Below are 17,134 nucleotides of genomic sequence, written 5' to 3'. Positions count from 1 at the left end.
ATGCTGGCGCAGCGGCCGGGGTCAAGGGGCCGGGAGGCCGCAGGTTCAGAACAGCCCCTCCACATGGCCCTGATCGTTCAGCCGGATCACCTCGGCCGAGGGCACACGGGGCAGGCCCGGCATCGTCATGATCTCGCCGCAGATCGCCACAACGAACCCGGCCCCCGCCGACAGCCGCACCTCGCGCACCGGAATGATGTGGCCGGTGGGGGCACCCCGCACCGTGGGATCGGTGGTGAAACTGTATTGAGTCTTGGCCATGCAGACCGGCAGATGGCCGTGGCCCGCCGCCTCCCATGCCCTGAGTTGCTCATGGATCGCGGAATCGGCCTGCACCCCTGCCGCGCGGTAGATGCGGGTGGCCACGGTTTCGATCTTTTCCAGCAGCCCCATGGCATCAGGGTAAAGCGGGTGGAAATCGGCCACGCCGCTTTCGGCCAGTTCCACCACCTTGCGCGCGAGGTCTTCAATACCCGCCGAGCCTTCGGCCCAGTGGCGGCATAGAATGGCCTCAGCCCCCAGCCCCGCCACATGATCTTTCACCGCCTGAATCTCTGCCGCCGTGTCGCCGTTGAAATGGTTGATCGCCACCACCACCGGCACGCCAAAGCCCTGCACGTTTTCGATATGCCGGGCCAGATTGGCGCAGCCCGCCTGCACCGCCGCCACGTTTTCTGCCGCAAGATCGGCCTTTGCCACGCCGCCGTTCATCTTCATCGCCCGCACCGTGGCCACGATGACCGCCGCGGAGGGCCGCAGCCCCGCCTTGCGGCATTTGATGTCAAAGAACTTTTCCGCGCCAAGATCGGCACCAAAGCCCGCCTCTGTCACCACATATTCGCCCAGCTTCAGCGCCGTGGTGGTGGCGATGACCGAGTTGCAGCCATGGGCGATATTTGCAAATGGCCCGCCATGCACGAAGGCGGGGTTGTTTTCCAGCGTTTGCACCAGATTTGGCTGCATCGCGTCACGCAGCAGCACGGTCATCGCGCCATCTGCCTTCAGGTCGCGACAATGCACCGGCTGCTTGTCGCGGGTATAGCCCACCACGATGGAGCCCAGCCGCGCCTGCAAATCTTCCAAATCGCGCGACAGGCACAGGATCGCCATCACCTCGGATGCCACGGTGATGTCAAACCCGGTCTGGCGCGGAAAGCCGTTGGGCACACCGCCCAAGGATACCACCACATCGCGCAGCGCGCGGTCGTTCATGTCCATCACCCTGCGCCAGACGATGCGGCGGGTGTCGATGCCCAGCTCATTGCCCCAGTAAATGTGGTTGTCGATCATCGCCGACAGCAGGTTATGGGCCGACGTGATCGCGTGAAAATCGCCGGTGAAATGCAGGTTCATCTCTTCCATCGGCACGATCTGCGCCATGCCGCCGCCTGCCGCCCCGCCCTTCATGCCGAAGTTGGGGCCAAGGCTGGCCTCGCGGATGCAGACCACCGCCTTCTTGCCGATGCGGTTCAACCCGTCGCCCAGACCCACGGTGGTCGTGGTTTTCCCCTCGCCCGCCGGGGTGGGGTTGATTGCGGTGACAAGGATCAGCTTGCCATCGGGGCGGCCCGCCAGCCCCTTGATGAAGGCGGCGCCGACCTTGGCCTTGTCATGGCCATAAGGGATCAGGTCATCGGGCGGAATGCCCAGGGCCGCGCCGATCGCCTGGATCGGTTTTTTCTTGGCTGCGCGCGCAATCTCGATGTCGGATGTGAAACCCATCATTCCCCCCGGGCGGTTTTCCCATTGATAGCCGGGAAATCCGCGCCACAGAGAAGAATTTCGCGGGGGAGTGATGAAAAACCGGGCGGCGAACGAAACCGGTCAGCCCTGCCGGGCGGCCTCCAGATGCGCCCAGACCGGCTGGTCGGGGATGAACAGCGATACACGCTGGCCCAGCCGCAGCATCCCTTCGGCCTCGACCCAGGCCGTCACGCCGCGCCGCCCCTCGGCTGCCGGTTTGAACCGCTTGCCATGGCCGGGATGCGCCGCCTCGATGGGCCGGGCAGGCAGGGTGCAGGGGCGGTTTTCCATATCCACCACCAGCGTCGCGCCACCTTCGGCCTGCAACCGGCTGGAGGGTGGCAGGTGGCTGAAATCGGGGATGCCCGAGATGACCAGCGAGGCCCCCAGCAAGGCAGGGTCCAGCGCCGCCAGCCCCATTTCAGCCGCCGTTTCCGCCAGCTCCTCGGCGGACAGCACGGAAAACTGCCGCACATTGGCAATCAACGTGCCGCGCGGGTAAAGCGCCATCACCCGGCTGCACGAGGGGCGTGTGAGCCCGCCATGCGCCTCACCCTCGGGCCCGCTGAACCGTGCCATCAGCGCATCCTGCGGCTGTGATTGCAGCGCAGCGTCGCGGTCGGGCACATGGCCAAGCCAGGTGATCGTGCCGGAAAAGCCAGTAGGGATGATTGCGGGCATGTCAGACCATCAGGGTAAAGAAGCAGCGGCGAAAGGGAAACAGCGCGCCACCGTCGGCCAGCAGCGGATAGGCGGCTGACAGCGCCGTGTCATAGGCGGCGGTAAAGGCGGCGGCCTCGGCCGCACTCAGGCATTCCAGATAGGGGCGCATCGCGGTGCTTTCGGTGAACCGCCGCACCGGATGGGAATCACTCGCCGGGCCAAGGTATTGCACATAGTCGGTTTCCCAGGCCTGCACCTGGCCCAGCGGGGCCAGCATCTGCCAGTAATGCTGGGCAGACCGCACCGGCGGCTCTTCCGGCCCGGCATCGAAACGGTCGGGGAACATCGCCGCCGCGATGTCGCGCAGAAAGCGGTGCGAAGGCGCGCCGAACTGACGCGGCATCTGCACGGCCAGCATGCCGCCGGGCACCAGCCAGCCCGCCAGACGCGGCATCAGCGTGGCATGGTCGGGCAACCAGTGCAGCGCCGCATTGGAAAAGATCAGCGCGGGCGGGGCTTCGGGGTGCCACAGCGCGGCGTCCCCCTCGACGAGGGCGGCATAGGCCCCGGTCTCATCCGCGCGTTCCAGCATGGCGGGCGAGGCGTCAAGCCCAACGCGCCGCCGGTCAGGCCAGCGCGCCGCCAGCGCCGGGCCAACCGCACCATCGCCGCAGCAAAGGTCGATCACATCGCCATCGGGCAGCGGCCCCACCTGCGCCAGCAAATCCAGCGCGGGGCGCAGACGCAAACCCCGAAACCTGCCATAGGTTTCGGGGTTCCAGTCGTTCTGTTCAGCGTGCAAAACGCGCCTCAGGCTGAAGGCTCGGGCTCAAGCCCGCCATCGGGCCGCACGATCCGGGGTTTGGTCTTGGGCACAGCCACGATGCTGCTGAGACCGCCGCCAGACGACGGCTTGTCGGCCTCGTCATCGCTGTCAAGCTTTTCGCCCGCCACCACGCGGCGGATCTGATCGCCGGTCAGGGTCTCATACTCCAGCAAGCCCTTGGCCAGACGCTCGAAATCGTCAGCCTTTTCGGTCAGGACGCGGTAGGCGGTGGCATAGCCTTCGTCGATCAGCGCCTTGACCTCGGCCTCGATCAGCGTCTTGGTTTCCGCCGACACCGAAAAGCCTGCGGTGCCGCCGGTATAGCCTTCATGCGCCTCGGCATAGTCGATGTTGCCCACGGCGTCCGACATGCCCCAGCGCATCACCATGGCCCGCGCCAGCGCCGATGCCTGCTGAATATCGCCCGAGGGGCCGGAGGACACGCCTTCCTCACCATATTTGATGATCTCGGCGGCCTTGCCCGCCATGGTCATAGCGATCTTCTGCTTACCTTCGTCCTTGTGCATGTTCAGCCGGTCCATCTCGGGCAGGCTGACGACCATGCCCAAGGCACCCCCACGCGGGATGATGGTGGCTTTATACACCGGGTCACATTTCGGCATGTTCATGCCGACGATGGCATGGCCCGCCTCGTGATACGCCGTCTTTTCCTTTTGATCGGCGGTCAGCACCATAGAGCGGCGCTCGGCCCCCATCATCACCTTGTCCTTGGCGTTTTCGAAATCCACCATCGCCACGAACCGTCGCCCGATGCGCGCGGCCAGCAGCGCCGCCTCGTTCACCAGGTTCATCAGATCGGCACCGGAAAAGCCCGGCGTGCCGCGCGCGATCACCCGCAGGTCCACATCCGGCCCCAGCGGGGTCTTGCGGGCATGCACGTTAAGGATTTTTTCACGGCCCTTGATGTCGGGGTTCGGCACATGGATCGTGCGGTCAAACCGGCCCGGGCGCAGCAGCGCGGGGTCAAGCACATCCTTGCGGTTTGTGGCCGCCACGATGATGACGCCCTCGTTCGCCTCGAACCCGTCCATTTCGACCAGCAATTGGTTCAGCGTCTGCTCACGCTCGTCATTGCCGCCGCCGATGCCCACGCCACGGGCACGGCCCACGGCGTCAATCTCGTCGATGAACACGATGCAGGGGGCGTTTTTCTTGGCCTGTTCAAACATGTCGCGCACACGGGATGCGCCCACACCTACGAACATCTCCACAAAGTCGGAACCCGAGATCGTGAAGAACGGCACGCCAGCCTCGCCCGCGATGGCGCGGGCCAGCAATGTCTTACCGGTGCCGGGGGGGCCGACCAGCAGCGCGCCCTTGGGGATCTTGCCGCCAAGGCGCGAGAATTTCTGCGGGTTGCGCAGGAATTCAACAATTTCCTCAAGCTCTTCCTTGGCCTCGTCGATGCCTGCCACGTCGTCAAACGTTACGCGGCCATGCTTTTCGGTCAACAGTTTGGCGCGCGACTTGCCAAAGCCCATCGCCCCGCCCTTCCCGCCGCCCTGCATGCGGTTCATGAAGAAAATCCAGATGCCGATCAGCACAAGGAACGGCAGCCACAGCGAGATCAGCGAGAAGAAGCCGGATTGCTCCTGCGCTTCGGCCCGCACCTCGACGTTCTGGGCGATCAGCCGGTCAGTGATTTCCTCGCCCTCGGGTTTGATGGCGACGAACTGGTTGCCGTCCTTGCCGCGCACCATCACCCGCTCGCCATCCAGCGTGACAGAGGCGACTTCGCCCGCATCAACCCGCTGAATGAAATCGGAATAGGATATGCTGCGCGAGGCGCTGGTGGTCTGCCCGCCGCTGAACAGGTTGAAAAGCGCCAGAACCAGCAGGAACAGGACAACCCAGAATGCGATGTTTCGTGCGTTACCCACGAATCTCTCCCTTACGGTGCCGTGCCGCGGACCTGCCGCAGCCTTGGCTACAACATAGAGATTAGCGCGGCGGGTTCAATGCGATAGCACGAAACTGGCGAAGGGCGCGACAATGCGCGCCTTCCAGCCGTTTTCAAGCCCGGCCAGCGGGGCGGCCAGCAGCGTCTCGCCCTGCCAGACACCGGGCGTGACCAGCAGCACATCGCGGCTGAGGCCGGTATGGCGCCAGTCCTTGCACTGGCCAAGGCCGTCGGTGCCCAGCGCCCGCACCACCAGACCCGGCGCATGCGGGCCGTCAAGGCGCCAGCGGTTGTCCCACAATGCGACGGTATCGCCGGTCAGGCTTGCCACGGCTTTTGGTTCCCGCAGGATCTGGATCGCATCGGATGTGCTGCGAAAGCGGCAACCGTTCAGCGTGGCATCGCGACCCTGCCGCAGGGCAAGCACCAACGTGGCCTGCTTGGCGCTGCGTGGCGGGTATACATCACCCGACAGCCACCCGATCGCCGCCTGCAAGAACCGCCTTTGCAGGTCGATCGGCAAGGCGTCAAACGCCGCGCGGCCAATCTCCACGGCCCCCGCAGCACTTACCGTCACATGCGCCCTGACCGCCGCATGCAGCGTGTCGCGCAGCGCATGCCGCGCCAGAGACAGGTTTTCCATCGTCTGTGTCAGGCTTTTGACCGTGATCCCCAGCGGTGCCAATGCAACCAGTGCCCTGCGCGCCTTGATGCGGGTGTAGGTGTCATCCTCATTGGTGGGGTCATCGACCCAGGAAATGCCATGGCGGCGCAGGTAATTGCGCAATTCTGCCCGGCTGTGGCCCAACAGCGGACGCACCCATTGCACGCCATCCTCGCGCCAAAGGTGTCGCATGCCCGCCAGACCGTCCAATCCCGACGCGCGCGCCAGCCCCATCAGGAAAGTCTCTGCCGCGTCATCCGCCGTGTGGCCCAGGGCGATGCGCGAAATCCCATGCGCCGCGGCCCAGTCGGCCATCAACCGCTTGCGGGCCTTGCGGGCCTCATCCATCAGGTTGCCCGCAATGGCCCCATGATCCCAGCGCAGGGTGCGATGCGCGATGCCAAGCGTGGCGCAGAACCGCGCCACCCCGTCCGCCTCGGCCGCCGATTCTGCCCGCAACCCATGATCGACGGTCATGGCGCAAACGCTGCACCCGGCATGGGGTGCGGCGCGGTGCATCAGATGCAAAAGGGCGATGGAATCTCCACCGCCCGATACTGCAACTGCAACCGTTTCATGCCCTTGCGTCGGGAACGCATCACGCGCCGCCAGCAAAAGATCCACATCGCGGCCCTGATCCAGCGGCCAGTCGCCCTTTACTGGCACGCCAGCCCCTGCATGGCGATCTGCGCGTTGGTCGCGCTGATGTCGCCGGGGAAACGCACGCCCACCTCGGCCAGCGTCACGCAGGCCTCGGGCGTCTGGCCAAGCCTGCCCAAAGCCTGCCCCAGTTTCAGCAACGCCTCTGGCGCTCGGGGACCACTGGGGGCACCCGAAAAGCTTTCCAGATAGGCGCGGGCGGCAGCGGCGGTTTCATTCAGCGCCGACAGCGCATCGCCGCGCAGGAAATGCGCCTCATAGGTCAGGGGGCCGCCCGTGTAGGTCGTAGCAAAGGCCGCAAAGAGGTCTGCGGCGGTGCGAAAGTCACCTTGACCGAGCACCTCCCTGGCCCGGTCAAAATCGGCTTGTTCACCAACGGCAAGCTCCGCGCCACCCGTTGCGGGCGGGGTGATGGGCGAGGGTATGACCCCATCGGTGCCGCCCAGCGGCGGCGTCTGGCCCACCGCGGCCAGATCGCCGCCCTCCAGTTCCACCACGCGAAACTCCAGATCGCCGATCCGGTTGGTGCCGTCGCTGACCACGCGGTTCAGCCGCAACTCCAGCGCCTCGGTCTTGGCGGTAAGCTGGGTCAGCGCCGCCTCCATCGTGTCCATGCGTTGCAGGGCCGAACCGCCGGCTGCGCCACTGGTGGCCGCGCCGGTGGTCACAAGCTCTTGTTTCAACGCGTTGAACTCGGCGTTCAGCGCCGTCAGCTCGGCACGGATGTCGGCCAGGGTCTGCGCCCGGTCCTGCGCCAGCGCAGCGCCGGGCAGCAGCACAAGCAGCAGCAAGATCGTGCGCAGCAGGGTCATCCGGTCAGGCCCCCGCGCCCATCGACAGCACCGTCACGGCGCGGCGGTTGCGCGAATAGCAGTCTTCGGTGGAACAGACTTCGATCGGGCGTTCCTTGCCATAGCTGACGGTGCGCATCCGGCCCGCCGCAACACCTTGCGAGATCAGGAAATCCTGCACCGCAGATGCGCGGCGCGCGCCCAGGGCAAGGTTGTATTCCCGGGTGCCCTGCTCATCCGCGTGGCCCTCGATGATGATGGCATAATCGTTGTTGGTTTGCAGCCATTGCGCCTGCCCCAGCAACGTGGTGCGCGCAGTGTCGGAAAGGCTTGACTGGTCCACCGCAAAGAACACCCGGTCGCCCAGCGTCTGCTGGAAATAGGCCACCGAGGTGGGGTCGCCCGCGCCGCCAAGGCCGGTGCTGTCGATCCCGCCTGCGCCCAGACCGCCACCTGCGCCACCGGCCCCCCCGGCACCGCCCGCGCCGAAACGGTCAGGGTTGTTGCAGGCTGCAAGGCCAAGGGCCGCGACAAGAAGCAGGGCTTTGGGAAGAAGGGTCATGAATGGCGTCCTTTTCAAGCGCGGTCCGCGTTGGCCCGCAGGATAACAGGTTTGCGCCGCCCTGAAAATCAGGGCGCGCGGAAGGCGTTACGGCAGCAGGGGCGACCATGCGGGGTCGGATGCCGGGCCATTGGTGCTGACCTGCCGCAGGTTGCGGCCAGAGATATCCACCGAATAAAGTGCCGGTTGCCCGCCTGCGCCTGCGGATTCGCGCGTAAACATGATCACTCGGCCGTTCGGTGCCCATGTCGGGCCTTCATCCAGGAACGAGGCGGTCAGCAGCCGCTCTTCCGACCCGTCGGTGCGCATCACGCCAATGTGAAAGCGGCCCTCGTTCTGTTTGGTGAAGGCGATCAGGTCGCCGCGCGGCGACCAGACCGGGGTGCCATAGCGCCCCGCCCCGCCGGAAATCCGGCGCGGCTCGCCCCCGCCCGCAGGCATGACATAGATCTGCTGGGTGCCGGAACGGTCGGATTCAAACACGATCTGGCTGCCATCGGGCGAGAAGCTGGGCGCGGTTTCAATGGCGGGGGAATTGGTCAGCTGCTGGCGGTTTCCGGTCTGGCTGTCCAGCGTGTAGATGTCGGTGTTGCCGCCCTGCTCCAGGCTGAACACCACCGTGCGCCCGTCGGGGGCAAAACGCGGGGCAAAGGTCATGGTGCCCGGCTGTTCATCCAGCCCCCGCGCCTGCACGGATGCCACATCCATCACATAGATGCGCGGAAACCCAGACTGGTAGGAGGTGAACAGGATGCGGTCGCCGGTGGGCGAAAAGCGCGGGGCCAGCACCAGTGACGCGGAATCGGTCAGATACTGCACATTGGCGCCATCGTAATCCATCACCGCCAGCCGTTTGGCGCGCTGGTTCTTCGGCCCGGATTCCGCCACGAACACCACGCGGCTATCAAAGTAGCCGCCTTCGCCAGTGATGCGCGAATAGGCGGCATCGGCCACCTTGTGCGCCATGCGCCGCCAGCTTTGCGTGGTGCCCGCAAATTGCAGCCCCTCGCCCAGCGGCTGACCGGAATAGACATCGAACAGCCGGAACTTCACCACGATCCGGTCGCCCGAGGCTGAAACCGCGCCGGTGATCAGCGCCTGCGCGTTGATCGCCTTCCAGTCGGCATAGGCGACGGGCGCGTCAAAGCTGGTGACGCGGGAGATATGGGCCGAGGCCGGAATTTCGCGGAACAGCCCGGTGCCCGCCAGATCTGATGCGATCACCCTGGCAATATTGGCGGCATATTCGCCCGCAGCCCCGTTTTCGGCGATGAAATCGGGCACGGCGAAGGGCAAGGGCTCGATCACGCCTTCGGTGATCTCGATGCGCAGCGGGCCGTTCTGGGCCTGTGCCAGACCGGCCTGCCCCGTCAGCAGGGCGCAGGCCAGCAGAAACGCGGGGGTGAGGGTTCGGAACAGGGTCATCGGATCCTCATGCTCTCTGGTGAGGGCCACTTGGGCGTGGCGGGGGTCATGGCGGGTATAGGCCGTCTATGTAACGCGCGAGACCGGCCCCGGGTTTCGGGGGCCGGAAAAAGGCTGTGGAGGGCGATGCGGCGGGTCACTTCACACGCATCCTTTCGGGGTTGAACACCATTTCGATGTTGCGCCACTGGTCATATTTGTCGGGCGGCAGCTGAAAGCCCGAGGCCCCGCAGCGGATGATTGCGCGCCGGGCGGCCTCGTAAGCCTGTCGGGCTGCGGCCTCGGTCCCGCCCTCGAATTCGATCATGCGCACCGAACTGGCATCGGGTATGCCGTTCTGCGCCACGGTCACGGCCACGGTAACGGTGGTGCGCAGCGCCTCGGACGACAAAGAACCCACGTTCCAGCAGGCCTGCACGGCCACGCGCAGCGCATCCTTTTCGCCCGATGTCATCGGCGGGCCGGTTGGCGCGGGGGTGCTGGCGGCCTCGGCCGCGGCGGCAGCAGCAGCGGCGGCTGCCGCTTCGGCCACGGCCTGCGCCTGTGCATCCGCCTCGGCTTCAGCGCGGGCCGCAGCCTCGGCTTCTGCACGGGCTTCAGCCTCGGCCTCTGCACGCTCAGCCTCTGCGCGCGCCTCGGCCTCGGCGGCAGCGCGATCGGCCTCTGCCGTATCATCGGCGGGCGGCGTGTCTTCGGCGGGTTCTTCATCCGGTTCAGGGGCGGCTGCGGCCCGGGCGGGCCGGGCGCGCGGGCGGGTCGAGGATGTGGGGGCCAGTGAGGCCACCTCTTCCGTTTCGGTCGCCTCTGTCACCACTTCGGTCGTGGCCTCTTCCGGGGCGGCTTCGGGGCGCTCTTCCTCGACAACTTCGGGGGGCGTGTCGGGCGTCGCATCGGGTGTCACCGCAGGCGTGGGCTGTTCGGCCACCTGCGCATCGGGTTCGGGAGCCTCGGCGGGCACGGGGGCCACGCGCGGCGCGGGGCGCGGCTGCGGGCGCACGCTGGCGCTGGGGGCCAGCACCGGCTGGTCCACCGCAGCGGGGGGCGCGGGCGGCTCTGGCACGGCCACAACCTCGGGCTCGGGCTGCGGGGCCACTTCGGGCGCGGGGGCTGGTTCGGGCGCGGGGGCGGGCTCCTCGACCACGGGCGCGGGTTCGGGCTCCGGCGCAGGTTCGGGGGCAGGTTCGGGCGCGGGGGCAGGTTCGGGTTCTGGCGCGGGTTCAGGCTCTGGCGCGGGTTCCACCGGGGCCGGGGCCTCGATCTCTGGCTCCACCGGGGCGGGGGCCTCTACCGCCGCTTCGGCGGGCTCTTCGGCAGGCGTCGGTGATGGCGTCGGCACGGCGGGGGCCGCGCCCGACAAAGCATCAAACTCTGCAGACGTGACCAGCGAAACCTCGGACACCGCCACCTCGGGCGCATCGTTGGGCCGCAGGAACAGCCCGCCAAACAGCGCCCAGAGGATCAGGCTAAGATGCCCGATGCCGGAGAGGAGAGTGCCCGTGTTCATGCCGCCTCAGCCGCCGTCGCCGCCGAAGCTCGGCCCGTCGGTATCCGTCACCAGACCGATGCTGTTGAAGCCGCCCGCGTTCAGCGCACCCATCAGCTGCGCCACACGCTCATAGGGGATGGCCCCGTCAGCCCGCAGAAACACCTTGTCCGACGTGCGTTCCGCCGCGATGGCGCGCAGTTTGGGAATAAGCTCGCCTTCCACCACCTCGGTGTTCTGGATCAGCAGGCGGCCATCGGCCACCATTGTGATGGTCAGCGGTTCTTCCTGCTCGGTCGGCAGCGCCGAGGCCGCCGTCTCCGGCAACTGGATCGGCACGCCCACGGTCAACAGCGGGGCCGCCACCATGAAGATGATCAGCAGCACCAGCATCACATCCACAAAAGGCGTGACGTTGATTTCCGACATCGCGGCGGAATGGCCGCGCCGCCGCCCGCGCCGCCCGCCCCCGCCCGATTTCTTGACGACCCCGGCCCCCATCTCAGGCGTCCAGCTGGCGCGAGAGGATGGTGGCGAATTCGTCGGCAAAAGCCTCATACCCGCCGATGATCCGCTCGGAGTCAGAGTTCAGCTTGTTGTAGAACACCACCGCCGGGATAGCGGCCACAAGGCCGATGCCCGTGGCCAGCAACGCCTCGGCAATGCCGGGGGCCACGACGGCAAGGTTGGTGTTCTGGCTGATGGCGATCTGTTCGAACGCATGCTTGATGCCCCAGACCGTGCCGAACAGCCCGATGAAGGGCGCGGTGGAACCGGTGGTCGCCAGAAACGACAGACCGTTGTTCAGCCGCTCGGATTCCTTGTTGATCGCCACATCCATGCTGCGGTCGATCCGCGCCTGCGCGCCCGCAATCAGCCCGCCATCCTGCCGGTGGCTGCGCCGCCATTCCAGCATGCCCGCTGCAAAAATCTTCTGCGACGCGCCCGAGGGCTCTGGCCCGATCTTTTCAAACAGTTCGTCCAGCGGGTCGCCCGACCAGAAGGCACGATCAAACACCGCCGCCTCGCGCCGGGCCAGCCGGAAGGCGATGTGCTTCTGAATGATGATCGCCCATGACCAGAAAGACATGACCATCAGCAGGATCATCACGACCTGCACAGTCAAGGTGGCGCGCGCAAAAAGCGAAAGCAGGGAGAAATCAATCTCCTGCGCCATCGCAAGGGTTTCCGTTTCCATATGCCTGCTCTTGTTTGGGCCGTTCTGGGGCCGTTCTTACAGGTGATTCTATCCGGTTTTTAGGGGGAATGCCAACACAACTCTGCAACATGGCCATCCATGGCCGCATATCGGCCCTGCTGCTGCCGCAATGGGCGGATTACCGCGCCCGGGGCCAAGCAGGGCTGGCCTCAGGCGGCGGGCGGTGCCAGCAGAGCGCGCAGGGCGGGGGGCATCCGGGCGGGCGCACCCGCGTCATTCAGGCAGGCCAGCGTGACATGCGCGGCAAAAAGCCGCTCATCACCGCGCCGCACATATTGCTCCAGAACGATCCGCGCGCCGGTCAGGGTCAAAAGCCGGGTGTCCACCGCCAGCAGGTCGTCAAACCGGGCGGGGCGCAGATAGTCCGCCTCCAGCCGCCGCACGGCAAAGACCAACCCCGCATCGGCCTTCAGCCGCGCCTGATCGAACCCCAGCCGGCGCAACCATTCGCTGCGGCCCCGCTCGATGAACTTCAGATAGTTGGCGTAATAGACGATGCCCGCCAGATCGGTGTCTTCGTAGTAGACGCGCAGGGTCAGGCTGTGGGTCATGGTGGCACCGCGACTGAGGTGACGCCTGCCTAAGCCCAGCCTTTCCGCCCTGCAAGAGCCGTGTTGCCGCCCGCTGCGGTCAGTTGTTGGCGGGTTCGGCGGCCCGGCCTGCGGCATCTGCGCGGATCAGGTCGCACCAGCCCTGCACACCGGGCAACATGTTGGCGGCAGAGGCATCCGGCGTCAGCGCGGCATAAAACAGCATCGGCCCAAGCAGGTAGTCGGATATCCGGGGTTCTGTCCGGGATCCGCTGGGCGCGCTGCCCCGCAGGGCTGCAAGCACATCGCCCAACGCCTTTCCGTGTTCCGCCGCATGGGAGTGATCAGGATCGGCGCCACCCGCAGGCTGGGCCTTGTGATCGGCTGGCGCCATTGCAGCCAACGCCATGCCAAGTGAAGTGTCGCCCGCCATGATCTTCCCTCTGCACACATCGCCCCGCGTCCCAAGCTGATGGCGGATCGCGGTCGTTCGCGTCAGGTGATAGCGCCTGTTCACGTCGGTTTCACGAAGGCCAGAAACGTGCGAAGGCTAGTGCGGCCCCGGCCCCAACCGCGCGGCCAGTCGCAGCGCATGGCTGGCGTCCTGCGCCACCGGCGGCAACACCGGGTCATAGGCCGCGCGGATCATCCCGGCAATCTCGGGCCGCAGGATCAGCGTTTCCCCCGCCTGCGCCAGCGGCGAGACATCGGTGAACGCGCGGTCCGACCACAGCAGGATCACCTGCACTGCCTGGCTCAGCGCCAGCGCCTCGGCGGGCACGGCGGCCAGATGGGCATCCATCCGCAGGAACACGAATGCAGCGCGGATCGCCCCCGAAGGCTCAAACCGGAAAATCCGGTATTGGTTGGCATCGGCATCCTCCAGCCGCGCGCACAGCCCGAAAAGATCGGGCACCAGCCGGTCCAGATGCGGCACCTGCGCCAGTTCCGCCCAGTCGCGGCAGAAAAACACCATCAGATTGGCCCCCAGTTCGGGGTCGGTCTCGGCCATGCGGTGCCCGGCCAGCGTCACCACCGCCTCGATCGCGCCCTTGAACACCGACAGCGTGGCATCCTCGACCCCGAAGATCACCGGCACGATGGGCCGCCCCCAGCGCGCGCACAGATAGCTGCCATCGCTGCGGGTAAACAGCGCCTGAACCTTGTCCGGCGTCATGGGCGGCCCTTTCATCTTGGCAATGATATCCCCGCCAGAGGCATAGAAAATTTTTCCCGCAACCTCAACCGCCACGATCTGCGCGTGCAGCAATGCCCCCAGGCGGAGCCTAAGGATTATTGAAAATCCTTGCAAATTCTTCGAAGAGTTTTGTGCAAACCCCTCAGCCGAACAGGTCGTTCTGCCCGCGCGGTGCCTCCAGCCCCAGGTGCCGCCAGGCCTTTTGCGCCAGCATCCGCCCGCGCGGGGTGCGCATCAGCAGGCCCTGTTGCAGCAGGAAAGGCTCGATCACCTCTTCCACCGCATCGCGGCTTTCCGACAGAGCGGCGGCGATGGTTTCCACCCCCACCGGGCCACCGCCGTAATTCTCGGCCAGCAGCGTCAGATAGCGCCGGTCGGCCCCGTCCAGCCCCAGATGGTCCACCCCCAGCCGGGTCAGCGCACGGTCGGCGATGGCGCGGCTCAGCCGCCCGTCGCCCTCGACCAGCGCGAAATCGACCACGCGGCGCAACAGGCGCCCCGCGATGCGCGGCGTGCCCCGCGCGCGCCGGGCAATCTCGCGCGTGCCCTCGGGGTCCGACGGGATGCCCAGCAGCCGCGCGCCCCGCGTGACGATCAGGTCAAGTTCATCCTCGGTGTAAAATTCCAGCCGGGTCGGGATGCCGAAACGGTCGCGCAACGGCGTGGTCAGCAGGCCCAGCCGCGTGGTGGCGCCCACCAGCGTGAAAGGTTGCAGATCAATGCGCACCGTGCGCGCCGCAGGCCCCTCGCCGATCACCAGATCCAGCGCGAAATCCTCCAGCGCCGGGTAAAGCACCTCTTCCACAACGGGGCTCAGGCGGTGAATCTCGTCGATGAACAGCACATCGCGCGGTTCCAGATTGGTCAGGATCGCCGCCAGATCGCCCGCCTTGGCCAGCACCGGGCCGGATGTCATGCGAAACCCCACGCCCAGCTCCCGCGCCATGATCTGCGCCAGCGTGGTCTTGCCCAGCCCCGGCGGGCCGTGGAACAGCGTATGGTCCATCGCCTCGCCCCGCATCTTGGCGGATTCGATGAACACGCGCAAATTCGCCCGCGCCTCGGCCTGCCCCACGAATTCCGACAGGAATTGCGGGCGCAAAGCGCGGTCCAGATCGGGCGCATCTTCGGGCAGCGCCTCGGCGCGCAGGGTAGGGTCAGGGGTTGTCATGGCGGAACAATCCCCGAACGCGCGCCGCCGCGCAAGGGGCGAAGTGTCAGGTGCCGCGTATCAGGTCCAAGGCCCGGAACGGCGGCGCCTGACCGCCGGAATGCGCGAGGGTGCGGCCCCCGGTTGCGTCATGCGCGGCCCCGCCTGCCCCGCCATCGCCTGCAAAGCGGCAATCCGGTTGGCGGTGTTGGGATGCGTGGCAAACAGCCGGTCATGCGCATGGGCATGCAGCGGGTTGATGATGAACATATGGGCCGTGGCCGGGTTGCGTTCCGCCGCGTGGTTGTCGATGCGCTGCGCAAAGGCCTCGATCTTGCCCAGAGCCGCGGCCAGCCACAATGGTTGGCCACAAATCTCGGCCCCGATCCGGTCAGCCTCATATTCGCGCGACCGCGAGATGGCCATCTGCACCAGACCCGCCGCCAGCGGGGCCAGAATCATCAGGGCGATCGTGCCGATGATGCCGCCGGGCCGGTCGCGGTCGCCGCCAAAGAACAGCGCAAAGTTCGCGAGCATGGAAATCGCACCGGCAAAGGTGGCGGTGATGGTCATCAGCAGCGTGTCGCGGTTCTTGATATGCGCCAGTTCATGCGCCATCACACCGGCCAGTTCCTCGGGCGTCAGGCGGGCGATCAGGCCGGTGGTGGCGGCAACGGCGGCGTTTTCCGGGTTGCGCCCGGTGGCAAAGGCGTTGGGCTGGTCGGTGTCGATGATGTAAACGGCAGGCATCGGCATGTTCGCCCGCGCCGCCAGATCCCGCACCATGCCCACCAGCGCGGGGGCGCTGCGCGCATCCACCGCCCGCGCATTATGCATGCGCAACACGGCCTTGTCGGAATTCCAGAAGGCAAAGGCGTTCATCGCCGCCGCCACGGCAAAGGCGATCACCACGCCTGTCGTGCCGCCCAGCAGCATCCCCAGCCCCAGAAACAGCGCCGTCATCGCTGCCATCAGAATTGCCGTGCGCATGTAACCCATTGCCGCCTCCATTCCCGTCAGGCGCGATATGGGATGCAGGGCCGGGTGGTGCAAGCGGCGCTCACCGCGCTGTCAGTTGCGCGGTGCCAGCAGTTTCAGCGACAGGCGGATCAGCGTCGCCGTATCCGCCTCGGGGGTTTCCGCCGCAATCTGCGCCACGGCCTGCGCCGCATCGCCGGGCTGATAGCCAAGGTTGGTCAGCGCCGACAAGGCATCGGCGGTAAAGGCCGCGCGATTGGTGGCGGGGGTGGCTTTGGGCGCGGCGCGGCGGGGCGCCAAGGGGGCAGGCTCCACCACATCGTCGTTTTCGGCCACCACGCTCATCCGACCGCCCAGCGCCATCACGCCGGGCGCCTTGGATTTCAGTTCAAGCACCACGCGCTGCGCGATCTTCGGCCCTACCCCCGGTGCGGCCTGCACCGCCCGGGCATCGCCCAAGGCAATGGCCCGCGCCGTGCCCTCGGCCCCCAAGGCACCCAGAATGGCCAGCGCCGCCTTGGCCCCCACACCCTGCACCGTCATCAGCAGGCGGTGCCATTCCTTTTCCAGCAGCGTGGGAAAGCCGAACAGCTGCAACAGATCCTCGCGCACGATCAGCTCGGTATAAAGCGCCGCCGCCTCGCCCGGCCCCGGCAGGCTGGCCAACGTGCGGTCGGACACATAGACCAGATAGCCCACCCCGCGCACGTCGATCAGCACATGGTCGGTGCTGCGATAGTCGATCCGGCCCGAGATTTTGCCGATCATCGCCGCGCCCCCCCGACCTTTGAAACCGCCGCACGCGCAACAGCCGCCTCCAGCCGCCCCGAGGATTGCACATGATGCGCGTGGCAGATCGCCACCGCCAGCGCATCGGCGGCATCCGGCCCGGCTATCACCACGCCGGGCAGATGCAGCCGCACCATGTGATCGACCTGCACCTTGGCAGCATGGCCCACGCCCACCACGGTTTTCTTCACCGCATTCGGCGCATATTCCCCCACCGTCAGCCCGGCCTGCGCGGGCACCAGCAGGGCAATGCCCCGCGCCTGCCCCAGTTTCAGCGTGGCCACGGCGTCCTTGTTCACAAACGTATGCTCCACCGCTGCCGCATCGGGGGCAAAGCGGGCCAGCACGGCGGTCAACTGCGCATGCAGGCTCAACAGCCGCCCGGCCAGATCGCCAGTTTCCGAATGGCAGATGCCGTTCGCCACATGGGTCAGCCGCGCGCCCGCCACGTCGATCACGCCCCAACCCATGTTGCGCAAACCCGGGTCAATTCCCAAAACGCGCATCCTGCCCCCTGTTCTTTTTTCACAAC

The 17,134-nt window shown here is 66.6% G+C and carries 18 protein-coding genes; all 18 read right to left on the bottom strand.

The genetic code is table 11. From position 1 onward, the window contains the following. Positions 1 to 45: 45 nt before the first annotated feature. A complete protein-coding gene (locus tag GEU84_RS17310; protein WP_152828387.1) occupies positions 46 to 1,722 on the bottom strand; it encodes a formate--tetrahydrofolate ligase in 1,677 nt (558 codons plus the stop codon). 102 nt (positions 1,723 to 1,824) lie between these two features. After that, positions 1,825 to 2,424, bottom strand: a complete 600-nt coding sequence (locus GEU84_RS17305) for an MOSC domain-containing protein (protein ID WP_152828323.1) — start codon at positions 2,422 to 2,424, stop codon at positions 1,825 to 1,827. 1 nt (position 2,425) lies between these two features. Continuing rightward, complete coding sequence (locus GEU84_RS17300; protein ID WP_277604976.1) at positions 2,426 to 3,154, bottom strand: methyltransferase domain-containing protein; 729 nt, start codon at positions 3,152 to 3,154, stop codon at positions 2,426 to 2,428. A gap of 62 nt (positions 3,155 to 3,216) precedes the next feature. Continuing rightward, entirely contained in the window at positions 3,217 to 5,133 is a 1,917-nt protein-coding gene (gene ftsH, locus GEU84_RS17295) for an ATP-dependent zinc metalloprotease FtsH (protein ID WP_174539955.1), read from the bottom strand. Positions 5,134 to 5,208: 75 nt separating this feature from the next. Further along, positions 5,209 to 6,483, bottom strand: a complete 1,275-nt coding sequence (tilS, locus tag GEU84_RS17290; RefSeq protein ID WP_174539954.1) for a tRNA lysidine(34) synthetase TilS — start codon at positions 6,481 to 6,483, stop codon at positions 5,209 to 5,211. Further along, on the bottom strand, positions 6,474 to 7,280 hold the full coding sequence (ybgF, locus tag GEU84_RS17285) for a tol-pal system protein YbgF (protein WP_152828385.1): 807 nt from the start codon (positions 7,278 to 7,280) through the stop codon (positions 6,474 to 6,476). The genes tilS and ybgF overlap by 10 nt, the downstream gene beginning before the upstream one ends. A gap of 13 nt (positions 7,281 to 7,293) precedes the next feature. Beyond that, on the bottom strand, positions 7,294 to 7,830 hold the full coding sequence (pal, locus tag GEU84_RS17280; RefSeq protein ID WP_152828320.1) for a peptidoglycan-associated lipoprotein Pal: 537 nt from the start codon (positions 7,828 to 7,830) through the stop codon (positions 7,294 to 7,296). Between the two features lie 87 nt (positions 7,831 to 7,917). Beyond that, on the bottom strand, positions 7,918 to 9,255 hold the full coding sequence (tolB, locus tag GEU84_RS17275) for a Tol-Pal system beta propeller repeat protein TolB (protein ID WP_152828319.1): 1,338 nt from the start codon (positions 9,253 to 9,255) through the stop codon (positions 7,918 to 7,920). Positions 9,256 to 9,391: 136 nt separating this feature from the next. After that, positions 9,392 to 10,759 (bottom strand): cell envelope biogenesis protein TolA, encoded by a 1,368-nt coding sequence (locus GEU84_RS17270; RefSeq protein ID WP_152828318.1) that lies wholly within the window; start codon positions 10,757 to 10,759, stop codon positions 9,392 to 9,394. 6 nt (positions 10,760 to 10,765) lie between these two features. Then, positions 10,766 to 11,239 (bottom strand): ExbD/TolR family protein, encoded by a 474-nt coding sequence (locus GEU84_RS17265; protein WP_152828317.1) that lies wholly within the window; start codon positions 11,237 to 11,239, stop codon positions 10,766 to 10,768. A gap of 1 nt (position 11,240) precedes the next feature. Further along, positions 11,241 to 11,936 (bottom strand): protein TolQ, encoded by a 696-nt coding sequence (tolQ, locus tag GEU84_RS17260; RefSeq protein WP_152828316.1) that lies wholly within the window; start codon positions 11,934 to 11,936, stop codon positions 11,241 to 11,243. Positions 11,937 to 12,106: 170 nt separating this feature from the next. Next, entirely contained in the window at positions 12,107 to 12,508 is a 402-nt protein-coding gene (gene ybgC / locus GEU84_RS17255; RefSeq protein ID WP_152828315.1) for a tol-pal system-associated acyl-CoA thioesterase, read from the bottom strand. Between the two features lie 79 nt (positions 12,509 to 12,587). Then, on the bottom strand, positions 12,588 to 12,920 hold the full coding sequence (locus tag GEU84_RS17250) for a hypothetical protein (RefSeq protein ID WP_152828314.1): 333 nt from the start codon (positions 12,918 to 12,920) through the stop codon (positions 12,588 to 12,590). A 117-nt stretch (positions 12,921 to 13,037) separates the two neighbouring features. Further along, entirely contained in the window at positions 13,038 to 13,664 is a 627-nt protein-coding gene (locus GEU84_RS17245) for a hypothetical protein (RefSeq protein WP_152828313.1), read from the bottom strand. Between the two features lie 163 nt (positions 13,665 to 13,827). Then, positions 13,828 to 14,856: a Holliday junction branch migration DNA helicase RuvB gene (ruvB, locus tag GEU84_RS17240; protein WP_152828312.1), complete on the bottom strand. Its 1,029-nt coding sequence runs from the start codon at positions 14,854 to 14,856 to the stop codon at positions 13,828 to 13,830. A gap of 60 nt (positions 14,857 to 14,916) precedes the next feature. Further along, positions 14,917 to 15,834, bottom strand: a complete 918-nt coding sequence (gene htpX, locus GEU84_RS17235; RefSeq protein WP_152828311.1) for a zinc metalloprotease HtpX — start codon at positions 15,832 to 15,834, stop codon at positions 14,917 to 14,919. 72 nt (positions 15,835 to 15,906) lie between these two features. Beyond that, entirely contained in the window at positions 15,907 to 16,581 is a 675-nt protein-coding gene (gene ruvA / locus GEU84_RS17230; RefSeq protein WP_152828310.1) for a Holliday junction branch migration protein RuvA, read from the bottom strand. Beyond that, positions 16,578 to 17,108: a crossover junction endodeoxyribonuclease RuvC gene (gene ruvC, locus GEU84_RS17225; RefSeq protein ID WP_152828309.1), complete on the bottom strand. Its 531-nt coding sequence runs from the start codon at positions 17,106 to 17,108 to the stop codon at positions 16,578 to 16,580. Before ruvC ends, ruvA begins: the two co-directional genes overlap by 4 nt. Positions 17,109 to 17,134: the final 26 nt, after the last annotated feature.

Source organism: Fertoeibacter niger (assembly GCF_009380135.2).
GTDB classification, from domain to species: domain Bacteria; phylum Pseudomonadota; class Alphaproteobacteria; order Rhodobacterales; family Rhodobacteraceae; genus Fertoeibacter; species Fertoeibacter niger.
The sequence above is the reverse complement of the archived record's forward strand: the minus strand, read 5'-3'. Positions and strand labels throughout refer to the sequence as shown.